Source organism: Pseudomonas sp. ICMP22404 (assembly GCF_006227205.1).
Classification (GTDB): Bacteria; Pseudomonadota; Gammaproteobacteria; order Pseudomonadales; family Pseudomonadaceae; genus Aquipseudomonas.
Map to the genome: position 1 here is coordinate 156,380 of NZ_VCNG01000009.1, position 14,870 is coordinate 171,249.

14 protein-coding genes are annotated in these 14,870 nt (G+C 63.0%); 4 read left to right on the forward strand and 10 right to left on the reverse strand.

The annotated features are described in order from the left end of the window. Positions 1-11: 11 nt before the first annotated feature. The 6 genes from hfq to FGE05_RS17135 all read right to left on the reverse strand — a co-directional run bounded on the left by hfq (position 12) and on the right by FGE05_RS17135 (position 6,634). On the reverse strand, positions 12-272 hold the full coding sequence (gene hfq, locus FGE05_RS17110; protein ID WP_003186419.1) for an RNA chaperone Hfq: 261 nt from the start codon (positions 270-272) through the stop codon (positions 12-14). A 92-nt stretch (positions 273-364) separates the two neighbouring features. Continuing rightward, positions 365-1,336, reverse strand: coding sequence for a tRNA (adenosine(37)-N6)-dimethylallyltransferase MiaA (miaA, locus tag FGE05_RS17115; RefSeq protein ID WP_139646761.1), 972 nt, complete (start codon positions 1,334-1,336; stop codon positions 365-367). Then, a complete protein-coding gene (mutL, locus tag FGE05_RS17120) occupies positions 1,336-3,249 on the reverse strand; it encodes a DNA mismatch repair endonuclease MutL (protein WP_139646763.1) in 1,914 nt (637 codons plus the stop codon). Before mutL ends, miaA begins: the two co-directional genes overlap by 1 nt. Next, positions 3,246-4,676: an N-acetylmuramoyl-L-alanine amidase gene (locus FGE05_RS17125; protein ID WP_041024052.1), complete on the reverse strand. Its 1,431-nt coding sequence runs from the start codon at positions 4,674-4,676 to the stop codon at positions 3,246-3,248. The genes mutL and FGE05_RS17125 overlap by 4 nt, the downstream gene beginning before the upstream one ends. Before the next feature lie 3 nt (positions 4,677-4,679). Next, a complete protein-coding gene (gene tsaE, locus FGE05_RS17130) occupies positions 4,680-5,147 on the reverse strand; it encodes a tRNA (adenosine(37)-N6)-threonylcarbamoyltransferase complex ATPase subunit type 1 TsaE (protein ID WP_139646765.1) in 468 nt (155 codons plus the stop codon). After that, on the reverse strand, positions 5,135-6,634 hold the full coding sequence (locus FGE05_RS17135; protein WP_139646766.1) for an NAD(P)H-hydrate dehydratase: 1,500 nt from the start codon (positions 6,632-6,634) through the stop codon (positions 5,135-5,137). Before FGE05_RS17135 ends, tsaE begins: the two co-directional genes overlap by 13 nt. A gap of 63 nt (positions 6,635-6,697) precedes the next feature. On the opposite strand from FGE05_RS17135, the gene queG reads away from it, so the two are divergent. After that, a complete protein-coding gene (queG, locus tag FGE05_RS17140; protein WP_139646768.1) occupies positions 6,698-7,777 on the forward strand; it encodes a tRNA epoxyqueuosine(34) reductase QueG in 1,080 nt (359 codons plus the stop codon). Here queG and FGE05_RS17145 read toward each other — a convergent pair. Together FGE05_RS17145 and orn are read right to left on the reverse strand one after the other, a co-directional pair. Continuing rightward, positions 7,759-8,373, reverse strand: a complete 615-nt coding sequence (locus tag FGE05_RS17145; protein WP_175364030.1) for a trimeric intracellular cation channel family protein — start codon at positions 8,371-8,373, stop codon at positions 7,759-7,761. The genes queG and FGE05_RS17145 overlap by 19 nt on opposite strands. A gap of 210 nt (positions 8,374-8,583) precedes the next feature. Continuing rightward, on the reverse strand, positions 8,584-9,126 hold the full coding sequence (gene orn, locus FGE05_RS17150; RefSeq protein WP_139646772.1) for an oligoribonuclease: 543 nt from the start codon (positions 9,124-9,126) through the stop codon (positions 8,584-8,586). 109 nt (positions 9,127-9,235) lie between these two features. On the opposite strand from orn, the gene rsgA reads away from it, so the two are divergent. Next, positions 9,236-10,267 carry a small ribosomal subunit biogenesis GTPase RsgA gene (gene rsgA, locus FGE05_RS17155; protein ID WP_041020802.1) on the forward strand — a complete coding sequence of 344 codons (1,032 nt, stop codon included), beginning with the start codon at positions 9,236-9,238 and terminating at the stop codon, positions 10,265-10,267. Between the two features lie 151 nt (positions 10,268-10,418). Here rsgA and motB read toward each other — a convergent pair whose 3' ends face one another. Further along, the gene (gene motB / locus FGE05_RS17160; RefSeq protein WP_139646774.1) at positions 10,419-11,459 is read right to left on the reverse strand and encodes a flagellar motor protein MotB; all 1,041 of its coding nucleotides are present in this window, start codon (positions 11,457-11,459) and stop codon (positions 10,419-10,421) included. A gap of 3 nt (positions 11,460-11,462) precedes the next feature. Continuing rightward, positions 11,463-12,314 carry a flagellar motor stator protein MotA gene (motA, locus tag FGE05_RS17165; protein WP_139646776.1) on the reverse strand — a complete coding sequence of 284 codons (852 nt, stop codon included), beginning with the start codon at positions 12,312-12,314 and terminating at the stop codon, positions 11,463-11,465. Positions 12,315-12,468: 154 nt separating this feature from the next. On the opposite strand from motA, the gene FGE05_RS17170 reads away from it, so the two are divergent. Both FGE05_RS17170 and FGE05_RS17175 read left to right on the forward strand, forming a co-directional pair. Continuing rightward, a complete protein-coding gene (locus tag FGE05_RS17170; protein WP_139646778.1) occupies positions 12,469-14,007 on the forward strand; it encodes an HDOD domain-containing protein in 1,539 nt (512 codons plus the stop codon). A gap of 42 nt (positions 14,008-14,049) precedes the next feature. Next, positions 14,050-14,865 (forward strand): rhodanese-like domain-containing protein, encoded by an 816-nt coding sequence (locus FGE05_RS17175; RefSeq protein WP_139646780.1) that lies wholly within the window; start codon positions 14,050-14,052, stop codon positions 14,863-14,865. Positions 14,866-14,870: the final 5 nt, after the last annotated feature.

Genomic DNA, 14,870 nt, shown 5'->3' on the forward strand with positions numbered 1-14,870 from the left:
GGAGACTCCTATCAGGCGTTACCCGGTTCAGCGTCACCGCCTTCGGATTCGGTTGCGCTTGGCAGACGAATTGGACGAACCGGCACGACTGTCGAGATAGCGTGCTTGTAGACCATCTGGCTGACGGTGTTTTTCAGAAGGATGACGAACTGGTCGAAAGACTCGATCGTGCCTTGCAGTTTGATCCCGTTGACCAGATAGATGGACACCCCAACTTTCTCTTTACGTAAAGTGTTCAAGTAAGGGTCTTGTAGCGAATGCCCTTTTGACATGTGCCGCACTCCTTTAAGGATCAATAATAAAAATCGGAATCAGATGGCTTCGGCCGTCACACCCCCAAGGATAGACGGCAAATTGCAAGGACTCAGCTCAATATGGAGACGGTCCCCAGGTATTTCAAGGCGCGTGGCAGATTGTCGCAATCAAGGCTGTCGAGCCAATGCAAGTCAGTCCAGCTGCGCAACCAGGTGAACTGGCGCTTCGCCAACTGGCGCGTGGCAATGATCCCACGCTCCTGCATCTCGGCTGACGTCAGCTTGCCGTCCAGGTAATCCCAGACTTGTCGATAACCCACCGCACGTATAGACGGCAACCCGGCATGCAGGTCACTTCGCTCACGCAGGGCTACGACCTCGTCGATGAACCCCTGTTCCAACATCAATGTGAATCTTTGTTCAATTCGACGGTGCAGCACTTGCCGGTTCGCCGGGGCGATGGCCAGATTCGCGACAGTATAGGGTAATTGTTGCAGTCCCGAAGCGGCTGCTTCAGTACTTTGCGCAGATTGTCGCTGGCGCAGGGCCGTCATGCTCTGGCCGCTGACCCGGTAAACCTCCAGGGCCCGGCTCAGGCGCTGCGGATCGTTGGGGTGAATTCGCGCCGCCGACTCCGGGTCGATGACCGCCAATTGCTCGTGCAGGGCCTGCCAGCCAAGGCGCCCGGCCTCTTCTTCAATTTGCGCGCGCACCTCGGGATCGGCCGCCGGCATGTCGGCCAGCCCATCGATCAAGGCTTTGTAATACAGCATCGTCCCGCCCACCAGCAGCGGGATATTGCCCCGCGCGGTGATGTCGGCCATGGCCTGGAGGGCATCACGGCGAAAATCCGCAGCCGAGTAGGCTTCGGCCGGGTCCAGGATGTCGATCAGCCGATGCGGGAATTCCGCCAGCAGCTCTTTTGACGGTTTGGCCGTGCCGATGTCCATGCCCCGGTAGACCAGTGCCGAATCGACGCTGATCAACTCGCAAGGCAGGACCTTGGTCAGCTCGATGGCCAGGTCGGTCTTGCCAGCGGCGGTCGGCCCCATCAGGAAAATCGCGGGGGGTAGCTGGCTCATCAACGACCACGCAGGAACAGTTTGTCCAGGTCGTCCAGCCCCAATTGGGTCCAGGTCGGCCGGCCATGGTTGCATTGGCCACTGCGCTCGGTGTTTTCCATGTCCCGCAGCAAACCGTTCATTTCCGGCAGGGCCAGGCGTCGGTTGGCGCGGATCGCGCCGTGGCAGGCCATGGTGCCGAGCAATTCGTTCAGGTGCGCCTGGATACGGTCGCTGGTGCCGTACTCCATCAGATCTGCCAGCACGTCACTGACCAGTCGATTGGCCTCGGCCTGCTTCAGCAACGCCGGGATCTGTCGGATCGCCAGGGTTTCAGGGCCCAGGCGTTGCAGCTCGAAGCCCAGGCGCTGGAACCAGCTCACGTGCTCTTCGGCGCAATCGGCTTCGCGCTGGCTGACCGCCAGGGATTCGGGCACCAACAATGGCTGGCCGCTCAGGCCTTCGCTGGCCATGGCAATCTTCAGCCGTTCATACATGATCCGCTCGTGGGCCGCGTGCATGTCCACCAGGACCAGGCCCTGGGCATTTTCCGAAAGGATATAGATGCCTTTGAGCTGCGCCAGGGCATAGCCCAGCGGCGGGATATCCCCCTGGCCGTCGGGCAATGCCGCCGCCCCGGTCTCCGGCAAAGGCTTGAAGAACTCTCGATAGGCCGCCTGGGCCTCCGCCGCCGGTACGTTCGATTGCGGGCGCGGCGTGTACTGGTACTGATAGCCGCTGCCAGCACCGGAGCCTGCTCTGCTATAGGTCGGCTGGGCCTGTGGTTGTTCGAGCAAGGCATTGGCCGCCAGGCTCATTTCACCCTGGGGCCCGAATTCGCCGGCGTCCAGGCCGGTTGGACGCACCATCCCCGCCACCGCAGCGGGCGCCGCGAGCTGGTCTTCCGGGCGCACGTCGCCCAAGGCGCGGTGCAAGGTGCCGTAGAGGAAATCGTGCACCATGCGCCCATCGCGGAAGCGCACTTCGTGCTTGGTCGGGTGCACGTTGACGTCCACCACCGCCGGGTCGACTTCGAAAAACAGCACGAAGGTCGGGTGCCGGCCGTTGAACAACACGTCGCGATAGGCCTGGCGCACCGCATGGGCCACCAATTTGTCGCGCACCGCCCGGCCATTCACGTAGAAATATTGCAAGTCCGCCTGGCTGCGGGAAAAGGTCGGCAACCCGACCCAACCCCACAGGTGCAGGCCATTGCGCTCCACCTCGATGGGCAATGCCTGCTCCAGGAAGCCTGCGCCGCACACCGCTCCTACACGGCGGGCCCGGGCCGCATCGTCACGGGCCTCGTGCAGGCTGAGGATGGTCTTGCCGTTATGGCGCAAATGGAACGCTACATCAAAACGCGCCAGGGCCAGGCGCTTGATGACTTCCTGAAGATGATCGAATTCGGTCTTTTCGGCCTTGAGGAACTTGCGGCGGGCCGGGGTATTGAAGAACAGGTCGCGCACTTCCACCGAAGTGCCCACCGGATGGGCCGCGGGCTGGACGCGGGACGCCATGTCCCGACCTTCGGTCTCGACCTGCCAGGCCTGCTCGGCATCACGGGTACGGGAGGTGAGTGTCAGGCGCGACACCGAACTGATGGAGGCCAGCGCTTCGCCACGAAACCCCAGGCTCATGACCCGCTCGAGGTCTTCCAGGTCGCGGATCTTGCTGGTGGCGTGACGCGCCAGGGCCAGCGGCAGGTCGTCGGAAGAAATACCGCCACCGTCATCGCGCACCCGCAGCAACTTGACGCCACCCTGCTCGACATCCACATCGATGCGCTTGGCCCCGGAGTCGAGGCTGTTCTCCAGCAATTCCTTGATGACCGACGCCGGGCGCTCCACCACCTCACCGGCGGCGATCTGGTTCGCCAGCCGGGGGCTGAGCAGTTCGATGCGCGCGTTACTGCCGATCACTTCATCGCTCATTGCTTGGACGCCACTTCGTTGCCGGGAATGGTCAGGGTCTGGCCGATCTTCAGCTCATCGCTCTTGAGGTTGTTGACACTGCGCAGGGTCGCGGGCGACACCTGGTAGCGCACGGCGATCATCGCCAGGGTTTCGCCGGCGCTGACCCGATGGTCCCGCGGCCCCTGGGCGATCTTGCCGGAATCGCGCAACCAGGCAATGTAGGTGCCCGGCGGTGGATTCTGCTGGAAGAACTGGCGCACGCCGCTGCTGATGGAACGGGCGAGCGCTTGCTGATGGCTGGACGAGGACAGCTTGGAGGCCTCGTTGGAGTTCGAGATGAAGCCGGTCTCCACCAGGATCGACGGGATGTCCGGGGACTTGAGCACCATGAACCCGGCCTGTTCGACGCGCTGCTTGTGCAGGGGCGTGACACGGCCAATGTTGCTCAAGACCTTCTGGCCGACGTTCAGGCTCGACGTCAGCGAGGCGGTCATGGACAAATCGAGCAACACACCGGCCAACATCCGGTCCTTGTCATCGAGGCTGACATTGCCGGCACCGCCGATCAGGTCGGAACGGTTTTCGCTGTCGGCCAGCCAACGGGCGGTCTCGGAAGTCGCGCCACGGTCGGACAGGGCGAACACCGAAGCACCGAAAGCCGCCGCCGAAGGGGCCGCGTCGGCGTGAATGGAAACGAACAGGTCAGCGCCCTTCTTGCGGGCGATTTCGGTGCGACCGCGCAACGGAATGAAGTAGTCGCCGGTACGGGTCAGTTCGGCACGGAAGCCTTTCATGCCGTTGACCTGGCGCTGCAGCTCGCGGGCGATGGACAGCACCACGTCTTTTTCATGCTGACCCCGCGAGCCGGAGGCACCCGGGTCTTCGCCACCGTGACCGGCGTCGATCACCACAATGATGTCGCGCTTGCCGGCCGGGGCCGGTGGCAGCTTGATCGCAGGTTCGGTCGGCGTGACCGGCACCGCCGGCACCGTGGCGACATTGGTCGGCGCCGGTGGGGGCGGCGCGGCGTCGGCCGGGTTGTCGAACAGGTCCACCACCAGCCGGTTGCCGTACTGGGCATTCGGGGCCAGGGTGAAACTTTTCGGGGTCACGGCTTTTTTCAGGTCGATGACCACCCTCAGGTCGGTCGGCGTACGCTGGGCCGAACGCATCGCGGTAATCGGCGTGTTGGCGGTGGCCACGTTCAGCGGCGCGCCAAGGGATGCGCCATTGATGTCGATCACCAGGCGATCCGGGGCCGTCAGGGTGAATACGCTGTGCTGCACCGGCCCTGTCAGGTCGAACACCAGCCGAGTATTGTCCGGCGCACGCCAAAGGCGAACGCTGTTGACCTTTGTCTCAGCCACAGCATCGACGGCCAGTGCCGTAAGCAACAGTCCTACGACAGCAACCACCGCGCGAAAGCGCATACCAAACCCCATCATCAATTAGTTTTCCAGTGCCAACGCGGCACACCACGACTCGCCTCGCGAGCCTTGCGGTGTCAGTTTCAGCGAACGCCCGCCGTTCTGCGCGCCAATGGTAATGGTCAGGTCAGGCTTTGGCAAAAAGCCTGCACCCTTGTCGGGCCATTCGATCAGGCACAAGGCGTCATCTTCGAAATAATCGCGGATACCGAGGAATTCCAGTTCTTCGGGGTCCACCAACCGATACAGGTCGAAATGGAAGGCGCGAATGTCGCCGATCTCGTAGGGCTCGACCAATGTGAAGGTAGGGCTTTTCACCGCGCCGACGTGTCCGAGGCCGCGAATGATGCCCCGGGACAAGGTGGTCTTCCCCGCGCCGAGGTCGCCGACCAGGAAAACCAGGCCGTGGCCCGCCGTGATACTCGCGATACGGGCACCGAATGCCGTCATGGCTTGTTCGTCAGCCATGTACAGGGTTACTTCAGACAAGGTGATTGCTCCTCCAACAACTGACGAATGGCCGGGATCAGATCGGTCGCCGCCAGCCCCCGGCCCGAACGACCGGCTTGCGCACCGGCGTTGGCGTGCAGCCACACCGCCAGGCACGCTGCCTCGAAGCCCTCCAGCCCCTGGGCGAGCAAGGCACCGACCACCCCGGCCAGCACGTCCCCCAGGCCAGCAGCAGCCATCGCTGGATGGCCCTGACCGCAGACAGCCAGGCGACCGTCCGGGCTGGCAATCAGACTGCCGGCACCTTTGAGAATCACCGTCGCTGTATATTTTTTGCTCAACGCCTGGGCAGCCGCCGGGCGATCGGCCTGCACCTGGGCAGTGGAAATCTCTAAAAGCCGTGCTGCCTCGCCCGGATGCGGCGTGATCACACAGCCTTCGGGCAGTCTGACCGCTCCGACACTCAGCAGATTCAATGCATCGGCGTCCCACACCTGCGGCAACGGCGCATTGGCCGCCGCCGACAACAGACTGCGGCCCCAGGCCGCCTGGCCCAACCCGGGCCCGACCACCAATACACCAGCCTGCTTGAGTAACCCCATCAATTGGTTCGCCGAATGAGTGCCCTGCACCATGACTTCCGGCAAACGGGTCAACGCAGCGCAGACATGCTCACTGCGGGTCGCCATGGACACCATGCCCGCACCGCAACGCAGGGCGCTTTCGGCACTCATCTGGATAGCGCCGCCAAACCCACGGTCGCCGCCGATCAACAGGACATGCCCGAACGAACCTTTGTGGGAAGCAAGGAGGCGAGGTGTCAGACGCGGAAGATTATGGGGTAAGAGCAATCGGGCACTGATCGGTGTCGCTTCAACGATGTCAGGATCGGCGTGGAGATCGTTGAAGACCAATTCACCGACACGGTCCGCGGCATCGCCGGTGAACAGGCCCAGCTTCAGGCCAATGAAGGTCACGGTCAAATCGGCAGTCACCGCGGTGCCCAACACCCGGCCGGTATCGGCACACAGCCCCGAGGGGATATCCACCGCGGCGACCGGAAGGTCACTGACGTTGATCGTATCGATGGCCCGGATATAAGGCTCGCGCACTTCGCCGCTCAAGCCCGTACCGAGCAAAGCATCCAGTAGCACGCCACGCAATTCGGATTCGTCGGACCAAGGTTCCACCGGCACACCGACCGCAACGGCTTCGGCATGGGCGTTGGCAGCGTCTCCCAGCAGACGACGGGGCTCGCCCACCGTCAGGACCCGCACCGACCAACCGGCACGCCGGGCCAGGGTGGCCACCAGGTAACCGTCGCCGGCGTTGTTGCCGTGGCCGGCGAGTACGGTCAGTTCGCCGGCATCAGGCCAGCGTCGGACGATCGCTCGCCAGGTGGCGCGGGCCGCTCGTTGCATCAACTCGAAGCCGGTGGTGCCCGCCGCAATCAGCTGTGCGTCGAGGGCCCGGACCTGCGCGGCACTGTACAGTGCGTCGGGAAAATCATCTTTAGTGTGCGGCATGCGTCTTCGGGCTCCGATGTCTGGCAGAATTATACGCATCTCAGCTCCGGTTTCTCTCGCCTCATGCCTGCCATTCCCACCGATCTTCCCGCCCTCGCCCAATCCATCAAGGACTGGGGCCGCGAGCTGGGTTTCCAGCAAGTCGGCATCAGCGGACTGGACCTTGGCGAGCATGAGCAACACCTGCAGCGCTGGCTCGAAGCGGGCTACCACGGCGAAATGGACTACATGGGCGCCCACGGCAGCAAGCGCTCGCACCCCGAGGAGCTGGTGCCGGGCACGCTGCGGGTGGTGTCCCTGCGCATGGACTACCTGCCGGGCGACACGCACATGGCGCAGATGCTCGGCCAACCGGAAAAAGCCTACGTCTCGCGCTATGCGTTGGGCCGCGATTACCACAAATTGATCCGTAAACGCGTGCAGCAACTGGCAGAAAAAATCCAGGCGGTCATCGGCCCCTTCGGCTACCGCGCTTTTGTCGACAGCGCACCGGTCCTGGAGAAAGCCATCGCCGAACAGGCCGGGCTCGGCTGGATCGGCAAGAACACCCTGGTGCTGAACCGCAAGGCCGGCAGTTATTTCTTCCTGAGCGAACTGTTTGTCGACCTGCCACTGCCGGTGGATCCGCCCCACGCCAGCGAACACTGTGGCAAATGCACGGCGTGCCTGGACATCTGTCCGACCAACGCATTCATCGGCCCCTACGTACTGGACGCCCGCCGCTGCATCTCCTACCTGACCATCGAGCTGAAAAGCGCCATTCCTGAAGAACTGCGCTCTTTGATCGGCAACCGGGTGTTCGGCTGTGACGACTGTCAGATCGTTTGTCCATGGAACCGTTTCGCCCGGCCGTCCGGAGAGAATGATTTCAAGCCACGACACAACCTGGACAATGCCGGGCTGGCCGAGCTGTTCCTGTGGGACGAGGAAACCTTCCTCAAGAGCACCGAAGGCTCACCGCTGCGCCGCGCCGGCTATGAGCGATGGTTGCGCAACCTGGCGGTCGGCCTGGGCAATGCCCCTTCAACCATTCCGGTGCTGCAGGCGCTGGAGGCACGGCGCGATCACCCCTCCGACCTGGTGCGTGAGCATGTGGAGTGGGCGCTGCGCCAGCATGCGCAGCGTCAGACCTCGTCGTTATAGACGAACTTCGGCATTTCCCAGTGGAAGCGGATCGCCAGGAGCCGCAGCAGGAAACCGCCAAACAAGGTGATGAGCACGGCCTGTTCACTGGGCAAGGCCAGGTAGACGCACAGCAGATAACACCATGCGGCGGCAAACGAGACGCTGGCATACAGCTCGCGACGGAAGATCAGCGGAATATCGTTACAGAAGATGTCCCGCAGGATCCCGCCAAACACGCCGGTAATCACCCCACTGACCGACGCCACCAACATGCCATGGCCCATTTCCAGGGCCGTCATGCAGCCGATCAGCGTGAATGCCACCAGGCCCGCGGCGTCGAGCACCAGGAACAACGAGCGCAGATGACGCATCCAGCGCGCCAGGAACACCGTCAGCATCGCCGCCGCCGTGGTCAGCACCAGGTATTCCGGGTGCTTGACCCAAGTCAGCGGGTAATGCCCGAGCAAGACGTCGCGCACCGAACCGCCACCCAGCGCCGTGATGCAGGCGATGAGCACCACGCCAAACCAGTCCATGCCCCGCCGCCCGGCAGACAGGGCGCCGGTCATGGCTTCGGCGGTAATGGCGATCAGATAAAGCATCAACAACATGATGACGGTCCTTGCAGGAAGGCGCGCAGTCTAGCCAGTTCGGAGCAGCACCAAAAGAGGGCGACCGCTTCCCCTGCCACATACAAACTTGTGGCGAGGGGATCCGTGGGAGCAAAGCTTGCTCGCGATGCAGGCAACACCACTCACTGCTGGACCGCGTCATCGTTCATCGCGGGCAAGCCTTGCTCCCACGAATCCCGCGCCACAGCACGATCAGAACTTGATGAAATGCTTGCGGTAATGCTGCAGCTCGGCAATGGACTCGCGAATGTCGTCCAAGGCCAGGTGGCTGCCGCCCTTCTGGAAGCTGTCACGCACTTCAGGCGCCCAGCGGGCGGCCAGTTCCTTGAGGGTGGAGACGTCCAGGTTGCGGTAGTGGAAATAGCTTTCCAGGGATTTCATGTGGGTATAGAGGAAACGCCGGTCCTGGCAGATGCTGTTACCGCAGATCGGTGATTTGCCCTTTGGTACCCACTGCTCGAGAAAGGCGATGGTCTGGGCCTCGGCCTCGGCCATGCTGATCTTGCTCTCGCGTACCCGCTGGGTCAGGCCCGAGCCGCCGTGCTGGCGGGTGTTCCACTCGTCCATGCCAGCCAAGATCTCGTCGCTATGATGGATCGCGATCACCGGGCCTTCGGCCAAGGTGTTGAGGTCACTGTCGGTGACGATGGTGGCCATTTCGATAATGACGTCGGTGTCGGGGTTCAGACCGGTCATTTCCAGGTCGATCCAGATCAGGTTCTGCGAATTTTGCATACGAAGGGCTCCTCGGAGTAGCTGCGCAGTTTAGCCTAGGCAGACCTCCGGGCGTGCTAAACTCGCCGCCGTTTTACCTATTCGCCGCATTTTTTCATACGGAACACCCATGGCCAAACGCCAACTCAATCGTCGTCAGAACTGGCGCATCGAAAAGATCCAGGGCGAGCGCGCCGCCCGCGCCGCCAAACGCGAATCCAGTGCGGTGCAAGCCCTGGAAGGCGGCGACCTGGGCCCTGAACAGACCGGCCTGGTGATCGCGCACTTCGGGGTGCAGGTCGAGGTCGAGGCCCGTGAAGGCGAATTGGCCGGCCAGGTCTTCCGTTGCCACCTGCGCGCGAACCTGCCGGCGCTGGTCACCGGCGACCAGGTGGTCTGGCGTGCCGGTAACCAGGGTATTGGCGTGATCGTGGCACAGTTGCCGCGCCACACCGAGCTGTGTCGTCCGGACAGCCGGGGCCAGCTCAAACCCGTGGCAGCCAACGTCGACATGATCGTCATCGTGTTCGCCCCGCTGCCAGAGCCCCATGCCAACCTGATCGACCGTTATCTGGTGGCGGCCGAGCATGCCGGTATCCGCCCGTTGTTGCTGCTCAACAAGTTCGACCTGATCGATGAGCAGAATGCCCCGGCGCTGAATGCCTTGCTGGCGGTCTATCGACAACTGGGTTACCCGGTGCTGGAAGTCTCCGCCCACCATGGCAATGGCATGGAACAACTGCAACGGCAGTTGGACGGGCGCATCAGCGTGTTCGTCGGCCAGTCCGGTGTCGGCAAGTCTTCGCTGGTCAACAGCCTGCTGCCGGAGGTCGAAACCCGTGTCGGGCCGCTGTCCGAGCTGTCCGGCCAGGGTACCCACACCACCACCACCGCGCGGTTGTTCCACTTCCCCGGCGGCGGTGAGCTGATCGATTCGCCCGGCATCCGTGAATTCGGCCTGGGCCACGTCAGCCGGGCCGACGTGGAGGCCGGGTTCATCGAGTTCAACGACCTGATCGGCACCTGCCGCTTCCGCGACTGCAAGCACGACCGCGAACCCGGCTGCGCCTTGCTCAAGGCACTGGAAGACGGCCGCGTGCAGCAGCAACGGATGAACAGCTATCGCTCGATCATCGCCAGCTTGCCGGAAAGCAGTTATTGATTCAGGGCGATTGAACGGCCGAACACTGTTGTGGCGAGGGAGCTTGCTCCCGCCTGTGGGAGCAAGGCTTGCCCGCGATGAACGTTGACTCGGTCTTGCAGCTGAATCGTGTCGCCTGCATCGCGAGCAAGCTTTGCTCCCACGAGCCCAATCACTGCGCAGGCGTTCCCGGCGGTTTCGGCGCGGCGTCGTCGAACAGGTTCAGACGTTCGCGCAACTCGTGGGCCGGCACCGGTTGCTGATCGGCCGGCAAGGCATTCGGATCGGCCGCAGCATCCGGCGGCGTCGCCGGTGCTTCGCCCGGGGCACCCTGGCCTTGGACCGGATCGGGTGCCGGGTCGTCGGTCTGCGAACCTTCGATGGCCTTCTGGGCCTTCTTGGTCAACACCACGATATCGATACGCCGGTTGACCGGGTTGAAAGGGTCCTTGCGGTCGAACAACGCCGAGGAGGCGTAACCGACCACCCGTGCCACCTGCTCGTCCGGATAACTGCCGGCCACCAGGGCGCGACGTGCCGCGTTGGCGCGGTTGGCCGAGAGTTCCCAGTTGCCGAAATCACCCTTGCCGATATACGGCTTGGCGTCGGTATGACCACTGATGCTGATCTTGTTCGGCACCGCCTTGATGGTGTCGGCCATGGCCAGCAGGATGTCCTCGAAATAAGGCTTCAGGCGGGCGCTGCCGGAATCGAACATCGGCCGGTTCTCGGCATCCGTGATCTGGATGCGCAAGCCATTCGGCGTGATTTCGAACAGGATCTGATCCTTGAACTTCTGCAGCTGCGGGTTCTCGTCGACCTTGTTCTGCAACTCTTGCAGCAGCAACTCAAGGCGCTCGCGCTCGACCTGCTCGGCCATGCCTTCGACCTGCTCGGAATCCACCGTTACCTTGTCGGGCTGCGGCTGGGATTTGACCTCGGGGTTGAGGGTCGTCTCGGGCGCCAGGGTCGGTGAGCCGCCCAGGTCGATGATGTAGGGCGTACCGCTTTCAGTGAAGCCAACCGGATCCTTGAAGTAACCGGCGATGGCGATCTTCTGTTCCGGGGTCGCGGTGGACAGCAGCCACAGCACCAGGAAGAACGCCATCATCGCCGTCGCGAAGTCGGCGAAGGCGATTTTCCAGGCGCCCCCGTGGTGTCCAGCGGCTATGCGCTTGACACGCTTGATGATGATCGGCTGGTTATTTTCCATAACTTAACGACCGCGAACCGCTTGTTCCAGCTCGGCAAAGCTTGGACGGTGCGCCGGGTACAGGACCTTGCGGCCGAACTCTACCGCCAGCGAAGGCGGCATGCCCGAGGCCGAGGCCACGAGCGAGGCCTTGATGGCCTCGTAGGTGTTGAGTTCTTCCTTGGCATCATGGGCCAGAGAATGGGCCAGAGGGCCGAAGAAACCATACGCGGCCAGGATACCGAAGAAGGTACCGACCAGTGCCGCACCCACGTGCAGGCCGATGGACTTCTGGTCGCCATCACCCAGGGAAGCCATGGTCACCACGATACCCAGTACCGCGGCGACGATACCGAAGCCGGGCATGGCGTCGGCGATGCCGGTCACGGCGTGGGACGGATGCTCCAGGTCTTCCTTGAGGCTGTACAGTTCCATGTCGAACAGGCCTTCGAGCTCATGGGGGGCCATGTTGCCGGACGACATGATGCGCAGGTAATCACAGATGAACGCCGTCATGCGGGTGTCCTTGAGCACCGCAGGATACTTGGCGAAGATCGGGCTGGCGGCGGCGTCTTCGATATCACCCTCGATCGCCATCATGCCTTCGCGGCGGCTCTTGTTCAGGATCTCGTAGATCAGTCCCAACACCTCGAGATAGAAGGTGTGGCTGAAGCGCGAACTGAACATGCCCAGGGACTTCTTGAGCACGTGCATCGTCATATAGCCGGGGTTGGCCTGCAGGAATGCGCCAAGGGCCGCGCCACCGATGATCATCACCTCGAAGGGCTGGATCAGGGCGGCAATCTTGCCATGGGAGAGCACGTATCCGCCGAGTACGCTCGCGAACACGACAATGATGCCGATAATTTTAGCCATAGATTGAAAGTACTTATTTAAGTCGGGTTCAAGGTCATATTCGGAAGCTGGAAAATCTCTTCTTCTACTTATCGGCAAAACTGCGCCAGACTATAGCCAGTTCTGGCGAAAAGCCAGTTTGCCCCGTTGCAGCATGTGATGATCACGTCCAGCCATGGCTAACGAAACGAAGGTTCCAACCCCACGACCGACCACGCTCGAAGGCTGGGTAAAGCTGCTCGAGGGCGTGCATTTGCCGGTACCCCAGGCCAGTCATGACCAGGTCTGCAAGGCCATTGCCGACAGCCGCCGCTCGTTGCGCGACATCGCAGAGCTCATGCAGGACAGCCCTGCCCTGGCCCTGAGCGTCATCCGCGAAGCCAACCATCACACCCATGGCAGCCTCACCGAACCGGCGGAAAACCTCGAAGTGGCCATCAACCGCCTCGGCCTCAAGCGCACCGAGGAATTGCTCGCCCGCCTGCCCTCGCTGCCGGAGCAGGAGATACCCGTCGCCCTGCGCCAGTTGCAGCTGATCAGCCAGCACGCCACGCAGCAGGCCAATGGTTTTTTTGCCAGCCGCCTGGCACGGCTGTGGCAGGACATCCACTGGGGCAGCCTGTTGTTCTTGTCGCCGCTCTGGCCCCTGGCCCTGACGCACCCGCGGTTGCTGGGAGAATGGGAAATGCGGGTGATCCACCAAGGCCAGTCGGCCAGCAAGGTGGAACGCGAATTGTTCGGCGTCAGCCTGCTGAAGATCTGTCTCGCCGTGGTGGAAGCCTGGCGCTTGCCGATCTGGGTGGCGCAAGGCTACCGCCTGCTGCTCAACGAGCGCCGTGAGTTGGTGAAGGTGCTGCGCATCGCCCGGGACAGTGAACACCCGCTGCGCCAGCAGAATCGCCTGGACGATGACCCGACCCTGCGCCGCTGGCTCAACCAGCCAGCCAACACCGTGCTACTGGCCAATGGCCTGGCACTTTCGGCTCACCAGGCCTGGGACTGCCCCCACAGCATCCGCTGGCAGTACCTCACCAGCCTGTACCTGCAGATGCCCATGGATGAGCTTCAGCAACAGTTGCACCAACAGGCCGCCCATAGCGCCCGCCACCATGCCATGCCAGACCTCTGGCACCCGGCCGTGGCGCTGCTCTGGCCTCCGGGCAGCCGTCGGGTCCAGATTGCAGGGCCCTCCGTCGCCCAACCGAGCACCGAAGACCTGACCCTGTGGCGCAAACGATGCGCTGCGCTGTTGGTAGAACCAAGCCCCTTCAGCAACGCCATGCACCTGACCACCTCGGCACGAGACGCACTGGTGGCGTGCGGCATGCGCCGGGTGATGATCCTGATGGCCGACCGCAGCCAGACCAGCGTACGCGTGCACCAGATCGCCGGCCTGCCCCCTGAGGCAGCGGCCATGAGTTTCTCCATCAACCAGAGCAAAGTGTTGCAGCGCTTGCTGGCGCAGCAGGCACAGGTTCGCCTGAACCCGGAGAACAATGCACAGTTCTCGGCCCTGCTGCCGCCGGGCCTGCGCGCCCTGTTCAAGGGCGAGCACATGCTGTTGCGCTCCCTGACCTGCAATGGCCGGGTGATCATGCTGGTGGCCGTGGACCAGGGCGGCGGGCCCTTTGCGGATATAACGGTGCAAGCCTTCGGCAGGACCGTTCAGTGCATCGAACGGGCCCTGCACACCTTTACCAACCGTGGCCGCTGAACTTGCTACAATCCCTTCCTTTTGCGCCCTTGGAGACCTGACATGCCTGACTTCTCTGGCTTGCCGCTGGTGATCGAGCCAAGCGATCTGCTCCCGCGTCTCGACGCCCGCGAACTGATTCTGGTGGACCTGACCAGCGCCGCGCGCTACAGCACCGGCCACATTCCTGGCGCACGCTTTGTCGATCCCAAGCGCACGCAGTTGGGTCAGCCGCCAGCACCGGGGCTGTTGCCGGCCAAAGCCGATCTCGAGGCACTGTTCGGCGAACTCGGGCACAACCCGGATGCGGTCTACGTGGTCTATGACGACGAAGGTGGCGGCTGGGCCGGACGCTTTATCTGGCTGCTGGACGTGATCGGCCACTCGAAGTACCACTACCTCGACGGCGGCCTGCTGTCGTGGCTGGACGAAAGCCTGCCGGTGAGCACCGATGTACCGACCGCCGTCGGCGCCCCTGTGCAACTGACGCTGCGGGACGAACCCACCGCCACCCGCGAATACCTGCAAAGCCGCCTCGGTGCCGCCGACCTGGCGATCTGGGATGCACGCGGCCCGCTGGAATATTCCGGCGAGAAAGTCGTGGCGGCCAGGGGCGGTCACATTCCCGGCGCGGTCAATTTCGAATGGACTGCCGGCATGGACAAGACGCGCAGCCTGCGTATCCGCCAGGACATGCCGCAGATCCTCGAACAACTGGGCATCACGCCCGACAAAGAGGTCATCACCCACTGCCAGACTCACCACCGCTCCGGCTTCACCTATCTGGTGGCCAAGGCGCTGGGTTACCCACGGGTCAAGGGCTACGCCGGTTCCTGGGGCGAATGGGGCAACCACCCCGACACCCCGATCGAGATTTGAAGGTT